This window comes from Rhodospirillum rubrum ATCC 11170 (assembly GCF_000013085.1).
Classification (GTDB): Bacteria; Pseudomonadota; Alphaproteobacteria; order Rhodospirillales; family Rhodospirillaceae; genus Rhodospirillum; species Rhodospirillum rubrum.
Window position 1 is genome coordinate 3968944 of the sequence record NC_007643.1, and the last position, 18707, is coordinate 3987650.

17 protein-coding genes are annotated in these 18707 nt (G+C 67.5%); 12 read left to right on the forward strand and 5 right to left on the reverse strand.

Features of this window, described 5'->3' with window-relative positions; all coding sequences use genetic code 11:
• Positions 1-71: 71 nt before the first annotated feature.
• From ptsP to RRU_RS17820, 5 genes are all read right to left on the reverse strand, one after another.
• Positions 72-1895 carry a phosphoenolpyruvate--protein phosphotransferase gene (gene ptsP, locus RRU_RS17800; RefSeq protein ID WP_011391192.1) on the reverse strand — a complete coding sequence of 608 codons (1824 nt, stop codon included), beginning with the start codon at positions 1893-1895 and terminating at the stop codon, positions 72-74.
• The gene (locus RRU_RS17805) at positions 1885-2190 is read right to left on the reverse strand and encodes an HPr family phosphocarrier protein (protein WP_014626594.1); all 306 of its coding nucleotides are present in this window, start codon (positions 2188-2190) and stop codon (positions 1885-1887) included. The genes ptsP and RRU_RS17805 overlap by 11 nt, the downstream gene beginning before the upstream one ends.
• A gap of 291 nt (positions 2191-2481) precedes the next feature.
• Positions 2482-2886 carry a PTS sugar transporter subunit IIA gene (locus RRU_RS17810; RefSeq protein ID WP_011391194.1) on the reverse strand — a complete coding sequence of 135 codons (405 nt, stop codon included), beginning with the start codon at positions 2884-2886 and terminating at the stop codon, positions 2482-2484.
• A gap of 40 nt (positions 2887-2926) precedes the next feature.
• On the reverse strand, positions 2927-3841 hold the full coding sequence (gene rapZ, locus RRU_RS17815) for an RNase adapter RapZ (RefSeq protein WP_014626595.1): 915 nt from the start codon (positions 3839-3841) through the stop codon (positions 2927-2929).
• Positions 3842-3999: 158 nt separating this feature from the next.
• Positions 4000-4449 (reverse strand): HPr kinase/phosphorylase, encoded by a 450-nt coding sequence (locus RRU_RS17820; RefSeq protein ID WP_042440508.1) that lies wholly within the window; start codon positions 4447-4449, stop codon positions 4000-4002.
• A gap of 123 nt (positions 4450-4572) precedes the next feature.
• On the opposite strand from RRU_RS17820, the gene RRU_RS17825 reads away from it, so the two are divergent.
• The 12 genes from RRU_RS17825 (at position 4573) to RRU_RS17880 (ending at position 18497) form a co-directional block, all read left to right on the forward strand.
• Positions 4573-5646, forward strand: coding sequence for a ribonuclease T2 family protein (locus tag RRU_RS17825; protein WP_014626596.1), 1074 nt, complete (start codon positions 4573-4575; stop codon positions 5644-5646).
• Between the two features lie 206 nt (positions 5647-5852).
• Positions 5853-6221, forward strand: a complete 369-nt coding sequence (locus RRU_RS17830; protein WP_162470635.1) for a hypothetical protein — start codon at positions 5853-5855, stop codon at positions 6219-6221.
• An 88-nt stretch (positions 6222-6309) separates the two neighbouring features.
• Entirely contained in the window at positions 6310-8409 is a 2100-nt protein-coding gene (locus RRU_RS17835; protein WP_011391199.1) for a TonB-dependent receptor domain-containing protein, read from the forward strand.
• A gap of 415 nt (positions 8410-8824) precedes the next feature.
• Entirely contained in the window at positions 8825-9652 is an 828-nt protein-coding gene (locus tag RRU_RS17840) for an ABC transporter ATP-binding protein (RefSeq protein WP_011391200.1), read from the forward strand.
• On the forward strand, positions 9642-10538 hold the full coding sequence (locus RRU_RS17845) for an ABC transporter permease (RefSeq protein WP_011391201.1): 897 nt from the start codon (positions 9642-9644) through the stop codon (positions 10536-10538). The genes RRU_RS17840 and RRU_RS17845 overlap by 11 nt, the downstream gene beginning before the upstream one ends.
• Positions 10535-11503, forward strand: coding sequence for an ABC transporter permease (locus RRU_RS17850; RefSeq protein ID WP_011391202.1), 969 nt, complete (start codon positions 10535-10537; stop codon positions 11501-11503). The genes RRU_RS17845 and RRU_RS17850 overlap by 4 nt, the downstream gene beginning before the upstream one ends.
• A gap of 89 nt (positions 11504-11592) precedes the next feature.
• Positions 11593-12603, forward strand: coding sequence for an ABC transporter substrate-binding protein (locus RRU_RS17855; protein ID WP_011391203.1), 1011 nt, complete (start codon positions 11593-11595; stop codon positions 12601-12603).
• Between the two features lie 84 nt (positions 12604-12687).
• Positions 12688-14151, forward strand: a complete 1464-nt coding sequence (locus RRU_RS17860) for a hypothetical protein (protein ID WP_011391204.1) — start codon at positions 12688-12690, stop codon at positions 14149-14151.
• Positions 14148-14609, forward strand: a complete 462-nt coding sequence (locus tag RRU_RS17865) for a GNAT family N-acetyltransferase (RefSeq protein WP_011391205.1) — start codon at positions 14148-14150, stop codon at positions 14607-14609. Before RRU_RS17860 ends, RRU_RS17865 begins: the two co-directional genes overlap by 4 nt.
• Before the next feature lie 63 nt (positions 14610-14672).
• On the forward strand, positions 14673-14936 hold the full coding sequence (locus tag RRU_RS17870) for a hypothetical protein (RefSeq protein WP_011391206.1): 264 nt from the start codon (positions 14673-14675) through the stop codon (positions 14934-14936).
• 112 nt (positions 14937-15048) lie between these two features.
• On the forward strand, positions 15049-16983 hold the full coding sequence (locus RRU_RS17875; protein ID WP_011391207.1) for a cyclic nucleotide-binding domain-containing protein: 1935 nt from the start codon (positions 15049-15051) through the stop codon (positions 16981-16983).
• Entirely contained in the window at positions 16980-18497 is a 1518-nt protein-coding gene (locus RRU_RS17880) for a glycerol kinase (protein ID WP_011391208.1), read from the forward strand. Before RRU_RS17875 ends, RRU_RS17880 begins: the two co-directional genes overlap by 4 nt.
• Positions 18498-18707: the final 210 nt, after the last annotated feature.

The window sequence follows — 18707 nt, forward strand, 5'->3', positions numbered from 1 at the left end:
GCGGCGGCGGGAATATAAAGATATCTTTATATCCTTATCAAGTAGATTTTAGCCGAGGGCGAAAGTCTCCCTCAGGCCAATTTTTCGCTGACGCGGTCGCTTTCGATCAGCAGGGCATCGGCCAGGGCGGCGATTCGCGGCGCGTCGTTGATCGCCATGATCGCCTGGATCTGGCGGGCGACATCGATCATCGACAGCCGGCGGATGTTTTGTTTGACCCGCGGGATATTGGCCGCCGACATCGACAACTCGGTCACGCCCAGGCCGACCAGAACCGCCGCCAGCCGCGGATCGCCGGCCATCTCGCCACAGACCGAGACCGGAATGCCGGCGCGCTCGGCGGCTTCCACGGTGAATTGGATCAGCCGCAGCACGGCGGGATGCAGGGGGTTGTAAAGATGGGCGACCGATTCGTCGGAGCGGTCGATGGCCAGGGTGTATTGGGTCAGGTCGTTGGTGCCGATGGCGAAGAAATCGCAGCGCCACGCCAGGGCGTCGGCCGACAGCGCCGCGCCCGGAACCTCGATCATCACGCCAAGCGGCGGCAGGGGCTCGGGCAAGGGAACGCCGCGCTGGCGCAGCCGCGCCACCACCTTGGCGTGGATCTCCCGCACCGCGTCAAGCTCCTCGACCGTGCTGATCATCGGCAGCAAAATACGCACCGGCCCGTGGACGCCGGCCCGCAAGATGGCGGCGAGCTGGATCTCGAGCAATTCGGGGCGGCTGAGCGACAGGCGGATGGCGCGCAGGCCAAGCGCCGGATTGGCGCAGTCGCGCAGGCCCAGGGCATCGCTCAACTTGTCGCCGCCGACATCGAGCGTGCGCACGGTGACCGGCCGACCGGCCATGCCCGCGACCATGCCCCGCAGGAAATGATACTGCTCCTCCTCGTCGGGCAGGACGGTGCGGTTCATGAACATGAATTCGCTGCGCAGCAGGCCGATGCCCTCGGCCCCCGACTGGCGGGCGCTTTCAACCTCGGCGGGAAGCTCGACATTGGCCATCAGCCGCACCCGGGCGCCATCGCGGGTTTCGGCCGGCAAATCGCGCAGCCGCCCCAGATTGCGCCGGCCGCGCAGGAAATCGGCGCGGCGCTTGCGAAAATCGGCCAGGGTCTCGCGGTCGGGATCGATCACCACCTCGCCGGTGCGACCGTCCAGGCAGATGATATCGCCCGAGCGCACATGGCGCATCAGATCGGCGATGGCGAGCACGGCGGGCAGGCCCAGGGAACGGGCCATGATCGCGGTGTGGGAATCGGCGCCGCCGCTTGACAGCGCCATGCCGGCCACCTGCTTGGGATCAAGCAGGGCGGTGTCGGCCGGGCTGAGTTCGCCCGCGACGATCACGGCGTTGCGCGGCAGCAAGGTGAAGGGGCGATAGGCGGCCTTGGTCAGCACCCGGATCAGCCGCCAGCCGACATCCTTCACATCCTCGATGCGCGAGGCCAGATAGCTGTCTTGCATGGCCGAGAAGACGTCGGCCATGGCGTCCATCTCGTTGCGGATGGCCGCTTCGGCATTGATCTTTTCGTTGATGATGCGGGACTCGACGCCGCGCAGCAGCCGCGAGCCCTTGAGCATGTTCTGATAGGCGTCAAGCAGATAGCCCAGTTCCTCGCCGGCGCCGCCCGGCAACTCGCGGGCCCGGCCGCGCAGCATGCCAAGCTGACGGCTGCCCTGTTCGGCCGCTTCGGCCAGCCGGGCGCATTCGTCTTCGACGCGGGCGGCGGGGATTTTGTATTCGGGAACGGGAACCGAGCCGATTTCATGGAGATGGACGGTGCCGACGCAGATCCCCGGCCCGACGCCCAAACCGCTCAGCCGCAAGGCCCGCGGCGGCAGGGTCGGCGGGCGATCGACGGACGGACGGTCGCTTGGCGCGTCACTCTTCATGGAACCCGTCCGCGATCAGGGCGCACAGCGCCTCCAGCGCGGTATCGGCGTCCTCGCCAATCGCGGAGAGCGAGATGGTGGTCCCCGGTCCGGCGGCCAACATCATCAGCCCCATGATCGAGCGCCCCGACACCGCTTGTCCGCGATTGGTGACGGTGACCTCGGCCTTGAAGGTTTCGGCGGTCTTGACGAATTTCGCCGCCGCCCGGGCGTGCAGGCCGCGCCGATTGACGATGGTGGCGTCGCGGGCGATGGCGCCGTCGACGGACTCCTGGACGGTCGTGGGCAAAGTCATGCTCCCAAAGTTTCCTCGAGAAGGGCCCCGCATGATCGGAAGGGGGGGGCCGGCGCTTCCGTTCTAGCGGGAAGTCGCCCCTTTTGGCGCGTTCTTTTAGAGCAAATCCCCCGGCACTCTGGAAGAGAGCGCCATGATGATTCGCTTCGCGATCAGGGTCCTGGGCGAGCGCAAAGGCGAGTGACGGTTTTCCCCGCAAGCCCTTTTGGTCGCGATTCCCATCGCGTCCTTTGGATATATGGTCGCGGAGGCGCGGGGGATCAGCCCCATCCTCGCCGATAAGGCGTCCGCTTAGGGATTCTGGGTCAGCAGCCGCGAGGCGACGTTGATGTATTTGCGGCCGGCCTCCTGGGCGCTGGTCGCGGCGTCTTGCAGCGACTGGGTGTCGCGCACGGTGGCCAAGCGGATCAGCATCGGCAGATTGACCCCGGCGATCACTTCGATCTTGGCCTTTTCCATGACCGAAATCGCCAGATTGGACGGGGTGCCGCCGAACATGTCGGTCAGCAGGATGGTCCCGTCGCCGGTATCGACCTTGTCGATGCAGCGCAAGATGTCCTGGCGCCGCTCCTCCATGTCGTCCTCCGGGCCGATACAGACCGCGGCGATGTTCTCCTGCTTTCCCATGACGTGTTCCGTGGCGTTGATCAATTCCACCGCCAAACGTCCGTGGGTCACCAGAACCATGCCAATCATGAGGTCGATCCCTGTGGTACGAGGTCCCGGACGGCCTGCGTCATCGGGGGGTCTCCTTGAGGTCACGGTGGCGGACATGGGCCCGCCGCCCCGTTTCGTTCAACCATGCCGCCAAACGCTCGGCCGTGTAAACCGACCTGTGTTTGCCACCGGTGCAGCCTATGGCGATGGTCAGGTAACTCTTCCCCTCCTTTTCATAGCGCGGCACCAAAAGAGCCAGAAGCGCCGTCACCCGATCGATGAGGGGGGCGAAATCGGGATCGGCCGCGACATAGGCCGCCACCGCCGGATCAAGGCCGGTCATTTCCCTAAGATGGGGCTCGTAATGGGGATTGGCCAGGAAACGCACGTCGAACACCAGATCGGCCTCGCGCGGCAGGCCATTGCGGAAGCCGAAGGACGAGACGAAAATCGCCAACTCGGGCCGGTGGTCGAGGGAGAATTCGGCTTCGATGACGGCGCGCAGCTTGGCCGGGGGCAGAATGCTGGTATCAAGGCAGCGCGAGGCCCGTTCCTTGAGCGGCGCCACCAGGGCGCGTTCCAGGGCGATGCCGTCGGCCAGCGGCCGATCGACGGCCAGCGGGTGGCGGCGGCGGGTTTCCGTATAGCGCCGGACCAGCACCTCGTCGTCGCAATCGATGAACAAAAGCCGCACGTCAAAGCCGGTCGCCGCCACCAGCCGCTCGATCGCCGCCAGAACGGTGGCCGCGTGGAAGCCGCGGGTGCGGGTGTCGATCCCCAGGACCAGCGGCCGCGGCTGATCCCAACGGCCCTGGGTCAGGGCCTCGAACAACGACAGCGGCAGATTGTCGACCGCCTCATAGCCGATGTCCTCAAGGGCGCGCAGCACCGTTGTCCGCCCCGCTCCCGACATGCCGGTGACGACGATCACCCTGCGGTCGGCGGCGGGGGACGGGGGGGCCTCGGCGGGGTCGGGAGCGATGTCTGTGGGCAAAGGAGCGGGATCCCTGAGGCGAAGGAGGCTTGCGGATCGGCCCAAAGGGCCGTCCCGAGGTGTCTGTCGCCCAAGGGGGGGACGCAAGGCGCGGGGCTTCAACGGTCCGCGTTCCCGGACGACCGGCGGGCGAAAAACACGCTATCGGGAGAGCCTGATCAACAGGCGAGCTTACTATCCCCCCGCGCCACCGCCAGGGCAAGGTCAAGTTTCACCGGGGCCGAGGCCTCGAAGGGGTCGAGTCGCACCAAAGCCACCGATGCGCCGCCAATATCGGCTTGCGCCGGATCGGGCAGGCGCTCAATCGGTCCGCCGGGCACCAGATCGACGACCAGGGCCAGCGGCACGGGATCAATGGCGGCGGGCATTTCCACCAGCCCCAGGCCGCGCACCTCGATCAGGCCGCGCAACGGATCGGGCGGGGCCAGGGCCGGACCGGCGGGGCCGGCCAGCACGATCAATTGATCATCGCCGACCAGCACGGCGCCCCGGTCGATCATACGCAGGGCCAGATCGGATTTTCCCGAGCCTGACGGACCGCGCAATAACACCGCCCAGCCATCGCGGGCGATGGCGGTTCCATGAACCGTGGGAGGGGGCTTGTCCATGTCCCCCAGGATGGACGAAGGCAAGCCCGGGGTCAAGGGACGGGAAGTCTTTGAAAAGATCCCCGGCGACGGGTATTGGGGGAGGCTAAGATCGCGCCGGCACCGGCGAAGCGAGCGAGGGGAATGATGATCATGGGATTGCTTGGCAGGGGTTTGCTCGGCCGGGGTTTTCTTGGCCGTTTTCTTGGGGCGGGGTGGCTGCTGGCCGCGCCCGCCCTCTCTCCCGCCCTGGCCGAAGAGCCGCTTGTGGGGAGCTTCCTTGCCGAACGCGCCTGCCCGGCCTTTGTCTCCTTGCGCAAGCAAACCAATCCCGGCGAGGTCCGCCTTGAGGTCGGGCGGGCCTACCCGGTGACGGCGGCCAATCGCGCGGCAGCCACCCATGTTCTGCTCACCGTCGCCGAAGCCACCCCGACGCGGCGCTGGGCGGCCCTGGACTGCGGACAATTGGCGGTGGAAGCCGGCGCGGCCCCGTCTTCGGCCCCCTCTTCGGCCCCCTCTTCGACCCCGTCTTCGGCCGCGTCTTCGACCTCGGCCTTCGTTCTGGCCCTGAGCTGGCAACCGGCCTTTTGCGAAGGCCGGCCGACCAAGCCCGAATGCGCCAGCCAGACCGCCGATCGCCTTGATGCCGATCACTTCGCCCTGCACGGCCTATGGCCCCAGCCGCGCGGCCGGGCCTATTGCGGTGTCGATGCGGCGGCGGTCGCCCTGGATAAGGAGGGCGCCTGGGACCGCCTGCCCGCCGTAGCGCTGAGCGAGCCGACGCGCCGGGCCCTTGTCCGGGCGATGCCCGGCACCGCCTCGTTCCTCGATCGCCACGAATGGATCAAGCATGGCACCTGCGCCGACGCCGGGGCCGGGCCGGGGGCCGAGGCCTATTACGCCGCCTCCCTCGCCCTGCTTGAGGCGATTAACGCCTCGCCGGTGCGCGCCCTGGTCGCCGGGCGGATCGGCGGCCGGCTGGAGACGGCGGACTTGCGTCAGGCCTTCGACGCCGCTTTCGGAGCCGGGGCCGGTCAGCGGGTCAGCGTGTCTTGCGTCCGCGATGGCGGGCGATCGCTGATCGGCGAGATCAAGCTAGCCCTGGCCGGTCCCCTTGGCCCGGAGGTGGCCGGAGTTTTGGCGGCGCGCATCGCCGCCGTTCCCCCGGTCGATCCGGGCTGCCCCGGCGGCATCGTCGATGCGGTGGGGCAGCAGTGAGCGGCTTGCGGCCGATCCCGGGCGCCGCGGACCCCAAGGCGACGACGCTGTGGACGGTTTGCTTGCCCACCCGGAAAACCGCCCATCCCCTAAAAAGCCGTCCAAGCTGCGGCGGGTCTGGACCGGCGGCGAAAATGGACTAAGATTAACTTGCATTTTTTATAAGGCTTAGGGGGACGATCGCGGGAATGGCGGACCGGCGGGGGATGCGCGGTATCCTAATGATGGCCGTCGTCTGGCTGGGCATTTTGATGCCCACGCTGGCCGGGGTATCCTTGGGCGTGCCCGCCGATCCGCTGCTCGGCGATGCCCTGGCCGTCCATTGCCTGCCCCTTGATCGCGCCTTTGCCGCCGGGGAGGGACCCCAAGACCGTCCCGATGGGGCGGGCGATCCCCATTGCTTCTTTTGCTATCCCGCCACCAATGGCGCGGCCGGGCTGCTCGCCCCCTCGCTCCCCACCCTGCCGGCGCCCGCCGCCCAGGCCCTGGCGCTGCGCCTCGCTGGCGAGGCGGCCCTGCAAGCGTCCGGCTTCCTGCCGCCACGCGCCCGCGATCCGCCGACCCGATCCGTCTGATCCCTCTTCGCTTTGAGCGTGAGCGCGGGAGTTTTTCCCCCGCTCACCCGGCTTCGCCATGATCTTAAGGATCGGGAGACTCTTTCCCATGTCGTGTTCCCAGTTACGGCCCCGGCTTCTGGGCCAGACGGGGCTCTGCGCCCTGTTGGTTCTGACCCTGCCGCCCGCCAACGCCCGCGCCGATGACCCGGTTACCGCGCCGCTGGTCATCACCAGCGAATTTCTTAAAGACCTCGCCAGCCCCCAGGTCACGCGGATCGACGCCGATGATCCGGCGCGGTCCCCGGTTCAGGAAACCGGCGAGATGTTGCGCTCGGTGCCCGGCGTCGCCGTCGGCCGCGCCGGCGGCCATGGCTTCGAGCCGGTGATCCGCGGTCAGCAGCAAGGCGCCATCGCCGTCATCGCCGATGACACGATGACCCTGGGCGGCTGCCCGGGGCGGATGGATCCGCCGACCTCGTTTGCCCGTCCGGGGTCCTATGACACCCTCACCGTGACGCGCGGCTATCGCACGGTGACCAACGGCCCGGGAGCGAGCGGCGGCACCATCCGCCTGGACAAGGAGCTGCCGGCCTGGGATCAGCCGGTTTCGGGGCGGGCCTTCACCACCGTCGACTCGAACGGCCTGGGGGTGACCTCGGGCGCCGAGGCTTCGGCGGCGCTGAACGGCGCCTTCGTGCGGGCCGAGGGCGGGATCAGCCGCGCCGACGGCTATGAGGACGGCTCGGGCAACGAGGTCCGTTCGGGCTTCACCCAGGTTGGCGGCAGTCTGACGGGCGGCTATCAGAGCAAGGACGGCAGCTTCCTGGAAAGCGCCATCTCGCTCGACAAGGTTCTCGACGCCGAATTCAACGGCATGATGGACAGTCCCGAGGCGACGACGGTCGGCGGACGGATGCGCGCCGGCGTCGAGGTCGATGGCGAGATCCTGCGCAAGATCAGCCTCTCGGCCTATGGCAACCGGGTGGACCATGTGATGGACACCTATTCCCTGCGCTCCAACGTCACGTCGTTTTCCGAAACGATCACCGATTCGACCACCGTCGGCGGCAAGGCGATGGCCGATCTGGCGCTGTGGGGCAGCGCCACCCAGATCGGCTTCGATGTGCTGAGCAACAACCGCACGGCCATCGGCTATATGGGCGGCAGTTCGACCACGGTGAACCGCCTGCGCAGCTACATGTGGCCCGATGTGACGATTTCCGATATCGGCCTGTTCGCCGAATCGACGCTACCGGTCGACGCCACCACCCGCGTCGTCGCCGGTGGCCGCCTGGATGTGGTCTATGCCAGCGCCGGCTTGGCCGACCGGGTTCCGGCCGTTTCCTCGATGGGGATGGCCCGCAGCGCCAATGATCTCTATCGCGCCTATTACGGCGAAGACTTCGACGACAGCGTCGAGGTCAATCTGGGCGGCGTTCTGCGCCTTGAACACGACATTGGCGGCGGGATCACGCTCAATAGCGGGCTGAGCCGGGCGGTGCGCACCGCCGATACCACTGAACGCTCGATCGCCAGCGGCTCGGGATCGATGGGATGGGTGGGCAATCCCGGCCTCGATCCCGAAAAACACCATCAGATCGATGTCGGCGCCGCCTGGAAAGGCCAGGATGGCACCGCCTTCATCAGCGCCTATGGCGATATGGTCGAGGACTATATCCTAGATACCCGGGCGCGCGGCAAGGATGGGGTTCTGCGCGCCGATGGGGCGCGGGTCTATACCAACACCACGGCGGTGATCGGCGGCATCGAGGCCGGCGGCGATATCCGCGTGCTCAAGGACTGGATCATCGATACCAGCCTCGCCGTGACTGTCGGTCAAGATCTCGATCACGACCGGCCGCTGGCCCAGATCCCGCCGGTGGCCATGGGTCTTGGTCTGACCTATGACGGTGGCGGCTGGACGGTGGGCGGGCGGTTGCGCGGCGCCCTCGCCCAGGGCCGGGCCGATACCAGCACCCTGACCGGATCGGGGCGCGATGTCGATGACACCCCGGGCTGGGCGACCGTCGATCTCCACGCCACCCTGACCAGCTTTCAGCCCTTCGAGATCGGCGTCGGCGTGACCAACCTGCTGGACGCCACTTATGCCGAGCACCTCAACAAGGCCAATACCTTCGATCCGATGGCGGTGCAGGTGAACGAACCCGGACGGTCCTTCTATCTGACCGTCAGCGCCGCTTTCTAAAGCAAATCCCGAGCACCCTGTTCCAGAGTGCGACGACGATTTGCTCCCCTATCAGTTTATTAGCGGTATGCGCGAAGCAGGGTTTACGCGCACCGCTCCACCGTCGCGGCGGGAGGGCCCGGGATCCTCGCGCCTCCCCGCGCAAAAGAAGGCCAAGGGGGCCGGAAAACGCCCGATCCTCCGGCGTTTCCCGGATCCGCCCCCCTTGCCTGCTTGAAACGGCTTTCCCGCCCGCGTGGGCGCGCTCCCCGCCTCCTCGGGGAGCGTCGCTCCCTTCGCCCGAAAACGTCGCGCGCCGGTCTTTTCCCGCGCTTTCCCTTTGGCGAAAAATGCTCTAGGGTGCGGCCTTGGTCGCCCCACTGCCGTTAATTTGGGCGATACGCCCTCTTTTCCCCAATCCGCCCAAGGCGCGAGCATGACGCCCCATAATCCGTTCCGCCACCCGGAGCCCGTCGCCGGATCGCGCCCGCACATGGTGCGCGCGGATGGTCTTTGTCTGAGTTATTCCGGCACCGATGCCCCGGTTCACGCCCTGAAGGACGTTGATCTGACGATCGAAGCGGGGGATTTCGTCTCGCTGATCGGGCCTTCGGGCTGCGGCAAGACAACGCTGCTGCGCGTCATCGCCGATCTTGAACAGCCGACCGGCGGCAGCATCACCGTTGAGGGCGTCTCGCCCCACGAGGCCCGCGAACGCCGGCTTTACGGCTATGTCTTCCAGGCTCCAGCGCTGTTTCCCTGGCGCACGGTCTTGCGCAACGTCACCTTGCCGCTGGAAATCATCGGCCTGCCCAAGGACGAGCGCGAGGCGCGGGCCCGCGACAATCTGGCCCGCGTTGGCCTGACCGGCTTCGAGGGCAAGTTCCCCTTCCAACTGTCGGGGGGCATGCGCCAAAGGGTGTCGATCGCCCGCGCCCTGGCCCTGGCGCCCGATCTGCTGCTGATGGACGAACCCTTCGGCGCCCTCGACGAGATCACCCGTCACGATCTCAACCAGCAACTCACCGATCTGTGGCGCGAAACCGGCAAAACCTGCGTTTTCGTCACCCATTCGATCTCGGAGGCGATCTTCCTGTCGACCAAGGTGATCGTCATGACCCCGCGCCCCGGCCGGGTGATCGATGTCGTCGATTGCTCCGGGCTGCCCCGCGTGCGCACGGCGGCCCTGCGCGACGCGCCGGAGTTTCGCGCCCTGGCCGCCCGGGTGCGCCTGGGTCTGCGGGAAGGCCATGATGGCCACTAACGCCAAGGGACCGGCCGCTTGGGTCGGACGGGCCTTTCCCGTTCTCGTCGTCGGCGCGGTCTTGCTGTGCCTGTGGTACGCGGCGGCCCTTTTGCTCAATCAAGGGCTGGTCGACCAGGCGATGGTGCGCTCGGGCCAGCAGTGGTCGATCGGCCAGCGCCTGGAAGCCGCCGCCACCCACCAGCGGCCGATCCTGCCGACCCCGGTTCAGGTCGGGGCCGAACTGTGGAAAAGCGTGGTGATGACCAAGCCGACCAGCCCACGCGGCCTGCTGCTCCATACCGGGGTGACCGGGGCGTCGACCCTGGTCGGCTTCGTGCTTGGCACGCTGCTGGGCTTGGTGATCGCCGTGGGCATCGTTCGCTTCCGCGTGCTCGAAGCCAGCCTGCTGCCCTGGGTGATCGCCAGCCAAACCATCCCCATCCTGGCGATCGCGCCGATGGTGGTGGTGGTGCTGGGCGCCATCGGCCTGACCGGGTTGGTGCCCAAGGCGATCATCAGCATGTATCTGTGCTTCTTCCCCGTCACCGTCGGCATGGTCAAGGGCCTGCGCTCGGCCGACGCGCTGTCGATGGATCTGATGCGCACCTATGCCGCCCGGCCCTCCCAGGTGTTCTGGCGGCTGCGCCTGCCCGCCGCCCTGCCCTATCTGTTCGCCAGCATGAAGGTGGCGATCGCCGCCGCCCTGGTTGGCGCCATCGTCGGCGAATTGCCGACGGGGGCGGCGATGGGTCTGGGCGCCCGGCTGCTGGCGGGCAGTTATTATGGTCAGACCGTGCAGATGTGGGCGGCCCTGGTGATGGCCGCCGCGCTGTCGCTGTTCCTGGTTTTCCTGGTTGGACGGGCGGAATGGCTGGTGCGCCGGCTGACGGGGGGCTTCGTATGATCCACACCACCCTCGCCCGCCCCGGCGGACCGACGCGCACCCCCTGGCTGCTCGCCCTGGGCGCCCTGCTGGCGATGACCGCCGCCTTCCGCGCCCTTGAAGGCGGCGATCTCGGCGAGGTCGGGCTGTGGAGCGCCATCACCACCTTCCTCGCTTGGCATGGCATGGACCGTCTGGCCGGCCTGCCCGTTGGCGCCGGACAGCGCGCCGCCCGGCTGGCCGTGCCGCTGCTGTTTGGTCTGTGGCTGCTGTTTTGCTGGGAAATGGCCGTTCGGGTTTTCGATGTGCCCAAGGTGCTGTTGCCTGCCCCTTCGGCGGTGGCGCTGGCCCTGGCCACCCATGCCCCCACCCTGTGGGCCGATTTCGTCCAAACCGTGCTGCGCGGCGCGCTGGCCGGCTATGTGCTGGGCTCGCTGCTTGGCGCCCTGCTGGCCCTGGCCTGTGATCGCGTGCCGTTCCTGGCGCGCGGCCTTTTGCCGATCGCCAGCTTGGCCGGAGCCGTGCCGATCATCGGCATCGCCCCGATCATGGTGATGTGGTTCGGCTTCGACTGGCCGTCGAAGGCCGCCGTCGTCGTCGTGATGACGCTGTTTCCCATGCTGGTCAACACCCTGGCCGGCCTGCGCGCCGCCGAGCCCGAGCAGCTTGATCTGATGCGCAGCTATGCGGCGGGCTGGGGGCGGACCCTGGTGCTGCTGCGCCTGCCCGCGGCCCTGCCGTTTCTGTTCAACGGCCTGAAGATCAACGCCACCCTGGCGCTGATCGGCGCCATCGTCGCCGAGTTCTTCGGCACGCCGATCGTCGGCATGGGCTTTCGCATCTCGACCGAGGTGTCGCGGATGAACACCGATATCGTCTGGGCGAGCATCGCCGTCGCCGCCGTCGCCGGATCGGGGTTCTATGGCCTGCTCGCCCTTTTGGAAAAGCGCCTGACCCATTGGCATCCATCGGCCGGCGGGCGCTGACGCCGCGCCGGTTTTCCCAGATCAACCGGGAGCCACTTTTACGCTCGCCGCTCTAACGCAGCCCAACGTTCTCCGGGAGGGAGTCTTCCATGCTGTTCCGTCGTTCGCTTGCCGTCGGTCTGACCCTTGCCGCCCTTGGCGCCGGCCCCGCCTCGGCGCTCGATAAGCTGACGCTCCAGCTCAAATGGGTGACCCAGGCCCAGTTCGCCGGCTATTACGTGGCCGAGGCCAAGGGCTTCTATAAGGATGAGGGCCTTGATGTCACCATCCGCTCAGGCGGTCCCGACATCAATCCCAGTCAGGTGATCGCCGGCGGCGGCGCCGATGTGGTGCTCGACTGGATGCCAAGCGCCCTGGCGACCCGCGAAAAGGGCGTGCCGCTGGTCAATATCGCCCAGATCTTCCAGAAGTCGGGCATGATGCTGACCTGCCGCAAGGATGCCGGCATCACCAAGCCCGAGGATTTCAAGGGCCGCACCCTGGGCGTCTGGTACGGCGGCAACGAGCATCCGTTCTTCGCCTGGATGAGCAAGCTGGGCTATTCGACCAGCGGCGCCCATCCCGATGTGACCATCCTCAAGCAGGGTTTCAACGTCGACCCGATCTTGCAAAATCAGGCGCCCTGCATCTCGACGACCACCTATAACGAATACTGGCAGGTGGTGGATGGCGGCATTCCGGTCGATGATCTGCTGAACTTCAAATACGAGGATCAGGGCGTCGCCACCTTGGAAGACGGCTTCTGGGTGCTGGCCAAGGATCTTGAGGATCCGGCCAAGGTCGACAAACTGGCCCGCCTTGTCCGCGCGACGATGAAGGGCTGGCGCTACGCCCTGGAAAACCAGGAGGACTCGGTGGGCATCGTTCTTGATAACGACACCTCGGGCGCCCAGACCGAACAGCATCAGGCCCGCATGCTGGGCGAGGTTTCGCGCTTGATCGACAAGGACGGACGCCAGCCCGGCGTGCTTGACCCGGCCGATGCCGAGCGCACCGTCGATATCCTGCTGGCCGGCGCCTCGACCCCGGTCATCACCACCCGGCCGGTCGGCGCCTGGACCAGCGTCGTCACCGACAAGGCTTTCGGCGCGGCGAAATAGGCCACGGCCCGCCGCCGCCTTGACTTCGCCACGGACCGGCTCGACGATGCCGGTCCGTTTTTTATCACGATCAAGGATGCCGTTATGAAGCGCATGGGTGTGATCGCCGTTTCCGCCGCCCTCGCCCTCGGCGCGGTCGGCGCGGCGGGGTATTACGGCATCCGCTCGGCCGGCGAAAGCAAGGCGCGGCAGATGATCGCCGCCTTCCAGTCGTCGCTGCCGCCGGGAACCACGTTTGAGTACCGCGATCTGGTGGTCAGCCCGACGGGGCTGTCGCTGACCCTGTCGGATGTCACCTTCGCCAATCCGGCCGAGCAGATGACGGCCAGCCTCGCCAGCTTGGCGCTTTCCAACCCGGGGTTCAGCGGCACCAAGGTCCAAACCATCGATATCGGCTTTTCCAAGCTTGATCTGGCTTTGACCCGCCCCGACGCCACCCTGACCACCACCGTGCGTCAGGCCTCGTTCGACGATGTCGATATCGCCAATTCCATCGCCTTCGCCAAACGGATGAAGGGGGCTGCGACCCTGGCCGATATCGAGCCGGCGGCTTTTTCCGCCCTCGATGCCGGACCGGTCGATCTGCGCGACTTCAGCCTGAGCGTGCCGGCGACCGGGGTGAACGCCACCCTTGGCAAAATGACCCTTGAGGGCATCACCGCCGGGCGGATGGGCAAGCTGGCCTATGAGGATTACGACCTGCGGACCAGTGACGGGATGCTCCATATGGGCTCTTTGGCCCTTGATGGCCTAGATCTGTCGCGCGCCCTGCGCTGGGCCCAGCAGACCCAGGCCCAGCAGGCGCGCGGCGAGCCGCCGACCTTCGACGTTCTTGGCCTGCGTTCGATCGAGGCCAAGGGGCTGGCCTTGACCAGCCGCGAGCGCAGCGTCGCTCTTGATCGCTTCGCTTTGGCCGATCTGGAAAGCGACCGGGGCATGCTGGTGCGCGCCACCCTGGCGGTCGAAGGCTTCCAGGTTCCCGCCGCCCAGGTCGCCGAGCCGACGCGGAGCTTTCTCGAGGGCCAGGGGCTCGACCGTCTGGCCGTCGATCTAGCCTTCGCCCATCGGCTTGATGGCGCCACCCAGTCTTTGTCCCTGGGGCCGCTGGCCATCAATGGCGGGCCGTTGGGCAAGGCTTCGGCCAGTCTGTCCCTGACCGGGCTCGACGCGCCGATGCTGCTGGCCGCGGCGCGGCGGCCCGAGGCGCTGCTTGATTCGGCCCGGCTCGACGGTTTTTCGATCGCCTCCACCGCCGGCCCGCTGACGGCGGCCTATGCCGATCTGCTGCTGGCCCAACAGGGGCTGACGCGGGCCGATCTGGCGGCGATGGTCAACGCCCAGGGCGGCCAGGAGCTTGGCACTATTCTTGGCCCCGATCTCGGCGGCCGGCTGGTGGGCGCGCTGACCGCCTTCATCGAAAACCCCAAGGCGTTTTCCCTGTCGGTCAAGGCCAAGCAGGGGCCGATGAACCTGACCCAGTTGGGCATGGGGCTGGCGCTGGTTCCCCAGCGCGTTGTCGCCGCCTATGACATCACGGTCGGACCGTGACGGCGGGGGTCATCGTCCGCCAGCCCTTAGCCGGCGACCGCGAGGCCTTCCTGGCACTGTGGCGGGGCTATTGCGCCTTCTATCAGGCCGAGGTGCCCGAGCGGGCAACCCAAACCCTGTGGCGGCGCGTGCTTGATCCGGCCGATACCGGCCTGCGCGGCTTGATCGCCTGCGTCGGGGACGCGCCACTGGGCTTTGCCACCCTGGTCACCCATCCCGGAACCTGGAGCGACCGGCCGGTGGGCTATCTGGAAGATCTGTTCGTCGACGGGGCGACCCGGGGGCAAGGCCTTGGCCGCGCCCTGATCGCCGGCTGCGCCGAGTTGGGACGCGAGGAGGGCTGGCTGCGGCTGTACTGGCAGACCGGCCGCGACAATGTCGCCGCCCAGGCACTGTATGATCGGGTGGCGACGCGGACCGACTGGGTGCGCTATGAGCTGCAGCTCAATCCGCGCTGACCGCTCGCCCCCCGTCCCGCGCCCCCCTCCCCGTCCAATGCCCGCGATCCTGAAAGGCCAAGCATGTCCCAGCCCAGCTACTTCGACGAAATCAACACCTTGTTCGGCACCATCGCCGAGGCCTTCGGCCTGGAGGGCGAGGCCCTGGCCCGCGCCCTGGAAGACGGCTCGATGACCCTTGAGCGCGGCGAGGATCAAGACGGCAACCGCTTCGTCGCCGCCACCCTGGAGCGTGACGGCAGCCGCCGCACCGCCCGCATCTTCAAGGACGCCATCCACCATGAGGGCGAGGGAACGGAGGGGGAAACGGGCGGGGGCGCCGTCTGATCGGGACGCACCGCGCGGACCCTTTCGGCGGAAAATCCCTTTGTCTGCAGGGCCGGATGGCTTACACCCTGAAGGGTAGTCCTCTCCGCGACCCCGATGCCGACGGGAGCAGATGAAACCCGGGTCCAGCACATATAGCGACGGCGCCGTGATCTTCCGCGAGGGCGACCGGGCCGACAGCGCCTTCTTCATCGTTGAAGGGGACGTTGCCCTTTACAAGACGGGCGAGCACGGCGTGGTGCGGCTGGCGACGCTGGGCCGTGGCGCGTTCTTTGGCGAATCGGCCATTCTTGACCGGGCGGCGCCCCGCGCGGTGACCGCCATCGCCCGGGGAGCGGTGACGCTGAAGCCTTTGGCGCGCGGCGCCCTGCTCAAGCGCATCGCCAATGATCCCCAGGTCGCCCTGAAAATCATGGCCCGGCTGGCCCAGCGCCTGGGCGAGATGGAAAGCCGCGTCGCCGGTCTTGGGCAAAGCGAAGCCCTGCCCGCCCCGGCGATCGCCCTGCCCGTTCCCGTGGTCACCGGCCTGCCCGAGGCGCTTGACAGCGAGCCCGAGGGGCCGGGAATGATCGGCCGGCTGCTTGGGTTGATGCGCCGGCGCGGCTGGTCGGAGGGGCGCGACGCCGCCCCCGGCCCGGCCCCGGCCGCTCCCCCGGCCCCGGCCCGGCCCCTGCTGGTCGTCGTCGCCGCCCTGCCCCACGATAGCGGCGATGCCCAGCGCGCCGGCGTCGCCGCCTGCTTCCAGAACCTGCCCGGGGTGGTGGTGCGCACGGTCGGCCGGGCGATCGAGGTGGCCGGGGGCGATGGACCGCTGGCCGCCCTGGCCCAGGCTGGTACCCAGGCCCGCCAGATCGTTCAGCGCGAGGATGCCGATCTGCTGATCTGGGGGCTGGTCGACGGTCCGGCCGGCATCGTCGAATTGCGCTTCACCAATGCCGCCTTCGTTGAAGACGAACGCCCCGGCCTGCCGACGATGATGACCTGGCTTGGCCTGCCGCTGGGGTTCGGTGAGGATTGGGGCCACCTGCTGCGCGCCGTGGCCCTGGCCTCGCTGGAGCCGCGCACCGAGGCCCACGCCCAGACCCTGGCTGCGCTTTTGGCGCCAATGGTCGAGGCCGCGCGCGGATTGGGGCTTGATCCGCCGGTCAGCCTGGGGGCGATGGAACAGGCGGCCATTCTCGCCTGCTATGGCAATGCGGCGGCGGCTTTGGGCTATTACACCCGCGATGTCGGCTGGCACAAGGTGGCGGTCGAGGCCTATGGCGGCGCCATCGGCCTGTTGCCGCGCGAGGCCGATCTGGAATGGGGCTTGCTGCACCGCTCGATCGGCATCGTCTTGCAGGCCATCGGCGAGCGCAGCGGCGATCCGGCCTTTCTCGCCCAGGCGATCGAGGCCTATCGGGCGGCGCTGGAAGCGCTGCGCCGTCCCGATTGTCCGCGCGAATGGGCCAGCGTGCAAAACCGCCTGGGCTTGATGCTCTATAAGGTCGACTTGCTTGAAGGCAAGCTTGAGAGCCTGAAAGAGGCTTTGGGCTGCCTGCAGGCGGCGATGCAGATTTTCGGGCGGAGCGATTATCCCGCCAAATGGGCCGAGATCATGAACACCCTGGGGCAGGTTCTGCAGGTCTATGGCGACCATGCCCGCTCGGTCGATATCCTGGAGCGCGCCGTCGAAGCCTGCCGTCAGGCGCTGGAGGTGCGCACCTTCGAAGCCGCGCCCTTGCTGTGGGCGGGTGGGCAGAACAACCTGGGGTCGGCGTTGTTCCTGCTGGCCAAGCATTCCCAGCACCGCGACGTTCTGGAAGCCGCCGCCGAAAGCTTTCGCTCGGCTTTAGGCACCTATCGCATGCATGGCATGGACCTGCTGGCCGAAATTCCCGACAAGAACCTGAAACGGGCCGAAGAGATGCTGCGCCGGATCGGCGGGCCGCGCCCGCTGGTCGATCCGCTGTGGGTCGAGCGTCCGGCGACGGTCGGCGAGGAAGACGACTGGCCCGATAACGAAACCGAAGGCAAGGGACGGGGCACGGCCTCGCGAAGCGGATGAACGCGAAAGCGCGCAAGAAAATGATTATCCGCGATGACCTGATCCTGGCCATCGACCAGGGCACATCGGGAACGCGCGCCTTGTTGTTCGACCAGCACGGGCCGGTCCATAGCGGCGGCCGGCTGGCGCTGGCGCCCACCCATCCGCGCGACGGTTGGGTCGAGATCGATCCCGAGGATATCTGGCTCGACGTGCTGACCGCTTGGCGTCAGGTCCTCGAAGGCAGCGGCGCCGATCACGTCACCGCCATCGCCCTGGCCACCCAGCGCGACACCACCATCGTCTGGGACCGGCGTACCGGCAAGCCGGTCTATAACGCCATTTCCTGGCTTGATCGGCGGGGCGCGGCGCGCTGCCGGGAGTTGGTGGAGACCGGCTATGAAAGCTTGGTGCGGGTGCGCAGCGGTCTGGTCGTCGACAGCGCCTTTGCCGCCACCAAGGTGGCCTGGATCCTTGAGAACGTCGAGGGCGCCCGGGCGGCGGCCGAAGCCGGCCATCTCGCCTTCGGCACCGTCGACAGCTTTCTGCTGTGGCGATTGACCGGCGGCGCCGTTCACGCCACCGACGCGTCGAACGCCAGCCGGACGATGCTGTTCAACATCCATAGCCAGCGCTGGGACGCCGATCTGCTGGCGTTGTTTGGCGTTCCCTGGCAGATGATGCCCGAGGTGCGCGACAGCGCCTGCGTTTTTGGCCATACGGACCGCGCCGGCTTCGGCCGGCCGATTCCGATCGCCGCGATGATCGGCGATCAAAGCGCCGCCCTGATCGGCCAGGGCTGCCTGACGCCGGGCATGATCAAGGCCGGAATGGGGGCGAGTTGCGTGATGATCGCCAATACCGGACCGACGGCGCTGGCCTCCCGCCACGGCCTGCTGACCTCGATCGCCTATCGGCTCGACGGCGAGGTCACCTATGCGCTGGAAGGGACGGTCTTCAGCGCCGGGGCGGCGATCGGCTGGCTGAGCGAAAGCCTGGGGGTGATCGAACGCCCCGAGATCACCGAGCTTCTGGCCCGCGGGATGAAAGGCAATCGCGGGGTGTACATGGTTCCGGCCTTCAGCGGCCTGGGCGCCCCCTATTGGGATCCGGGGGCTCGGGGGGCCATTTTCGGCCTGTCCCATGACACGGGGGTTCCCGAACTGGCGCGCGCCGCCCTGGAAAGCGTCGCCTATCAGGCCTACGACCTGCTCGAGGCGATGATCGCCGATGGCCTGCCCAGGCCAGCGGTGCTGCGGGTCGAAGGGGCGATGAGCGCCAATGACTGGCTGCTGTCGTTTCTGGCCAATATCCTTGAGGTGCCGGTTGAACGACCGGCCATCGCCGAGACGGCGGCCATGGGCGCCGCCCTGCTGGCGGGGGTCCACCTTGGGCTGTATGGCTCGCTCGACGCGGCCGGCAACGCCTGGGAGGGCAATGGGCGTTTTGACCCGGCGATCGATCCGGCCTATCGCCGTCAACTGCTTGACGGCTGGCGCAAAGCCGTCGGACGGGTTCAGGAGTCGGCGCCATGAGGGCCAAGGTGGCGTGGGAGATCTCTACCTAGAAGATGATTGCAAAAAAATTTTCAACCATCCAGAGGTTGGCTACCCCGGCGCGCAGTAGGGTTTTTCATTACAAACCAAATGCTTGCAGAAATCGCTGGTATTCGCCCGCCGATGAGCCTCAGATTTGACGCCAGCCGCCCGTGGTTCCCGCTTGGCCCTGTGCCGGGAAAGGGGTAT

What these genes read in the sequence shown, in the direction of transcription:
- ptsP (WP_011391192.1), bottom strand. Translation starts at nt 1,895, where the DNA reads ATGAAGAGTGACGCGCCAAGCGACCGTCCGTCCGTCGATCGCCCGCCG.
- RRU_RS17805 (WP_014626594.1), bottom strand. Translation starts at nt 2,190, where the DNA reads ATGACTTTGCCCACGACCGTCCAGGAGTCCGTCGACGGCGCCATCGCC.
- RRU_RS17810 (WP_011391194.1), bottom strand. Translation starts at nt 2,886, where the DNA reads ATGATTGGCATGGTTCTGGTGACCCACGGACGTTTGGCGGTGGAATTG.
- RRU_RS17820 (WP_042440508.1), bottom strand. Translation starts at nt 4,449, where the DNA reads ATGGACAAGCCCCCTCCCACGGTTCATGGAACCGCCATCGCCCGCGAT.
- RRU_RS17825 (WP_014626596.1), top strand. Translation starts at nt 4,573, where the DNA reads ATGATGATCATGGGATTGCTTGGCAGGGGTTTGCTCGGCCGGGGTTTT.
- RRU_RS17830 (WP_162470635.1), top strand. Translation starts at nt 5,853, where the DNA reads ATGCGCGGTATCCTAATGATGGCCGTCGTCTGGCTGGGCATTTTGATG.
- RRU_RS17835 (WP_011391199.1), top strand. Translation starts at nt 6,310, where the DNA reads ATGTCGTGTTCCCAGTTACGGCCCCGGCTTCTGGGCCAGACGGGGCTC.
- RRU_RS17840 (WP_011391200.1), top strand. Translation starts at nt 8,825, where the DNA reads ATGACGCCCCATAATCCGTTCCGCCACCCGGAGCCCGTCGCCGGATCG.
- RRU_RS17845 (WP_011391201.1), top strand. Translation starts at nt 9,642, where the DNA reads ATGGCCACTAACGCCAAGGGACCGGCCGCTTGGGTCGGACGGGCCTTT.
- RRU_RS17850 (WP_011391202.1), top strand. Translation starts at nt 10,535, where the DNA reads ATGATCCACACCACCCTCGCCCGCCCCGGCGGACCGACGCGCACCCCC.
- RRU_RS17855 (WP_011391203.1), top strand. Translation starts at nt 11,593, where the DNA reads ATGCTGTTCCGTCGTTCGCTTGCCGTCGGTCTGACCCTTGCCGCCCTT.
- RRU_RS17860 (WP_011391204.1), top strand. Translation starts at nt 12,688, where the DNA reads ATGAAGCGCATGGGTGTGATCGCCGTTTCCGCCGCCCTCGCCCTCGGC.
- RRU_RS17870 (WP_011391206.1), top strand. Translation starts at nt 14,673, where the DNA reads ATGTCCCAGCCCAGCTACTTCGACGAAATCAACACCTTGTTCGGCACC.
- RRU_RS17875 (WP_011391207.1), top strand. Translation starts at nt 15,049, where the DNA reads ATGAAACCCGGGTCCAGCACATATAGCGACGGCGCCGTGATCTTCCGC.
- RRU_RS17880 (WP_011391208.1), top strand. Translation starts at nt 16,980, where the DNA reads ATGAACGCGAAAGCGCGCAAGAAAATGATTATCCGCGATGACCTGATC.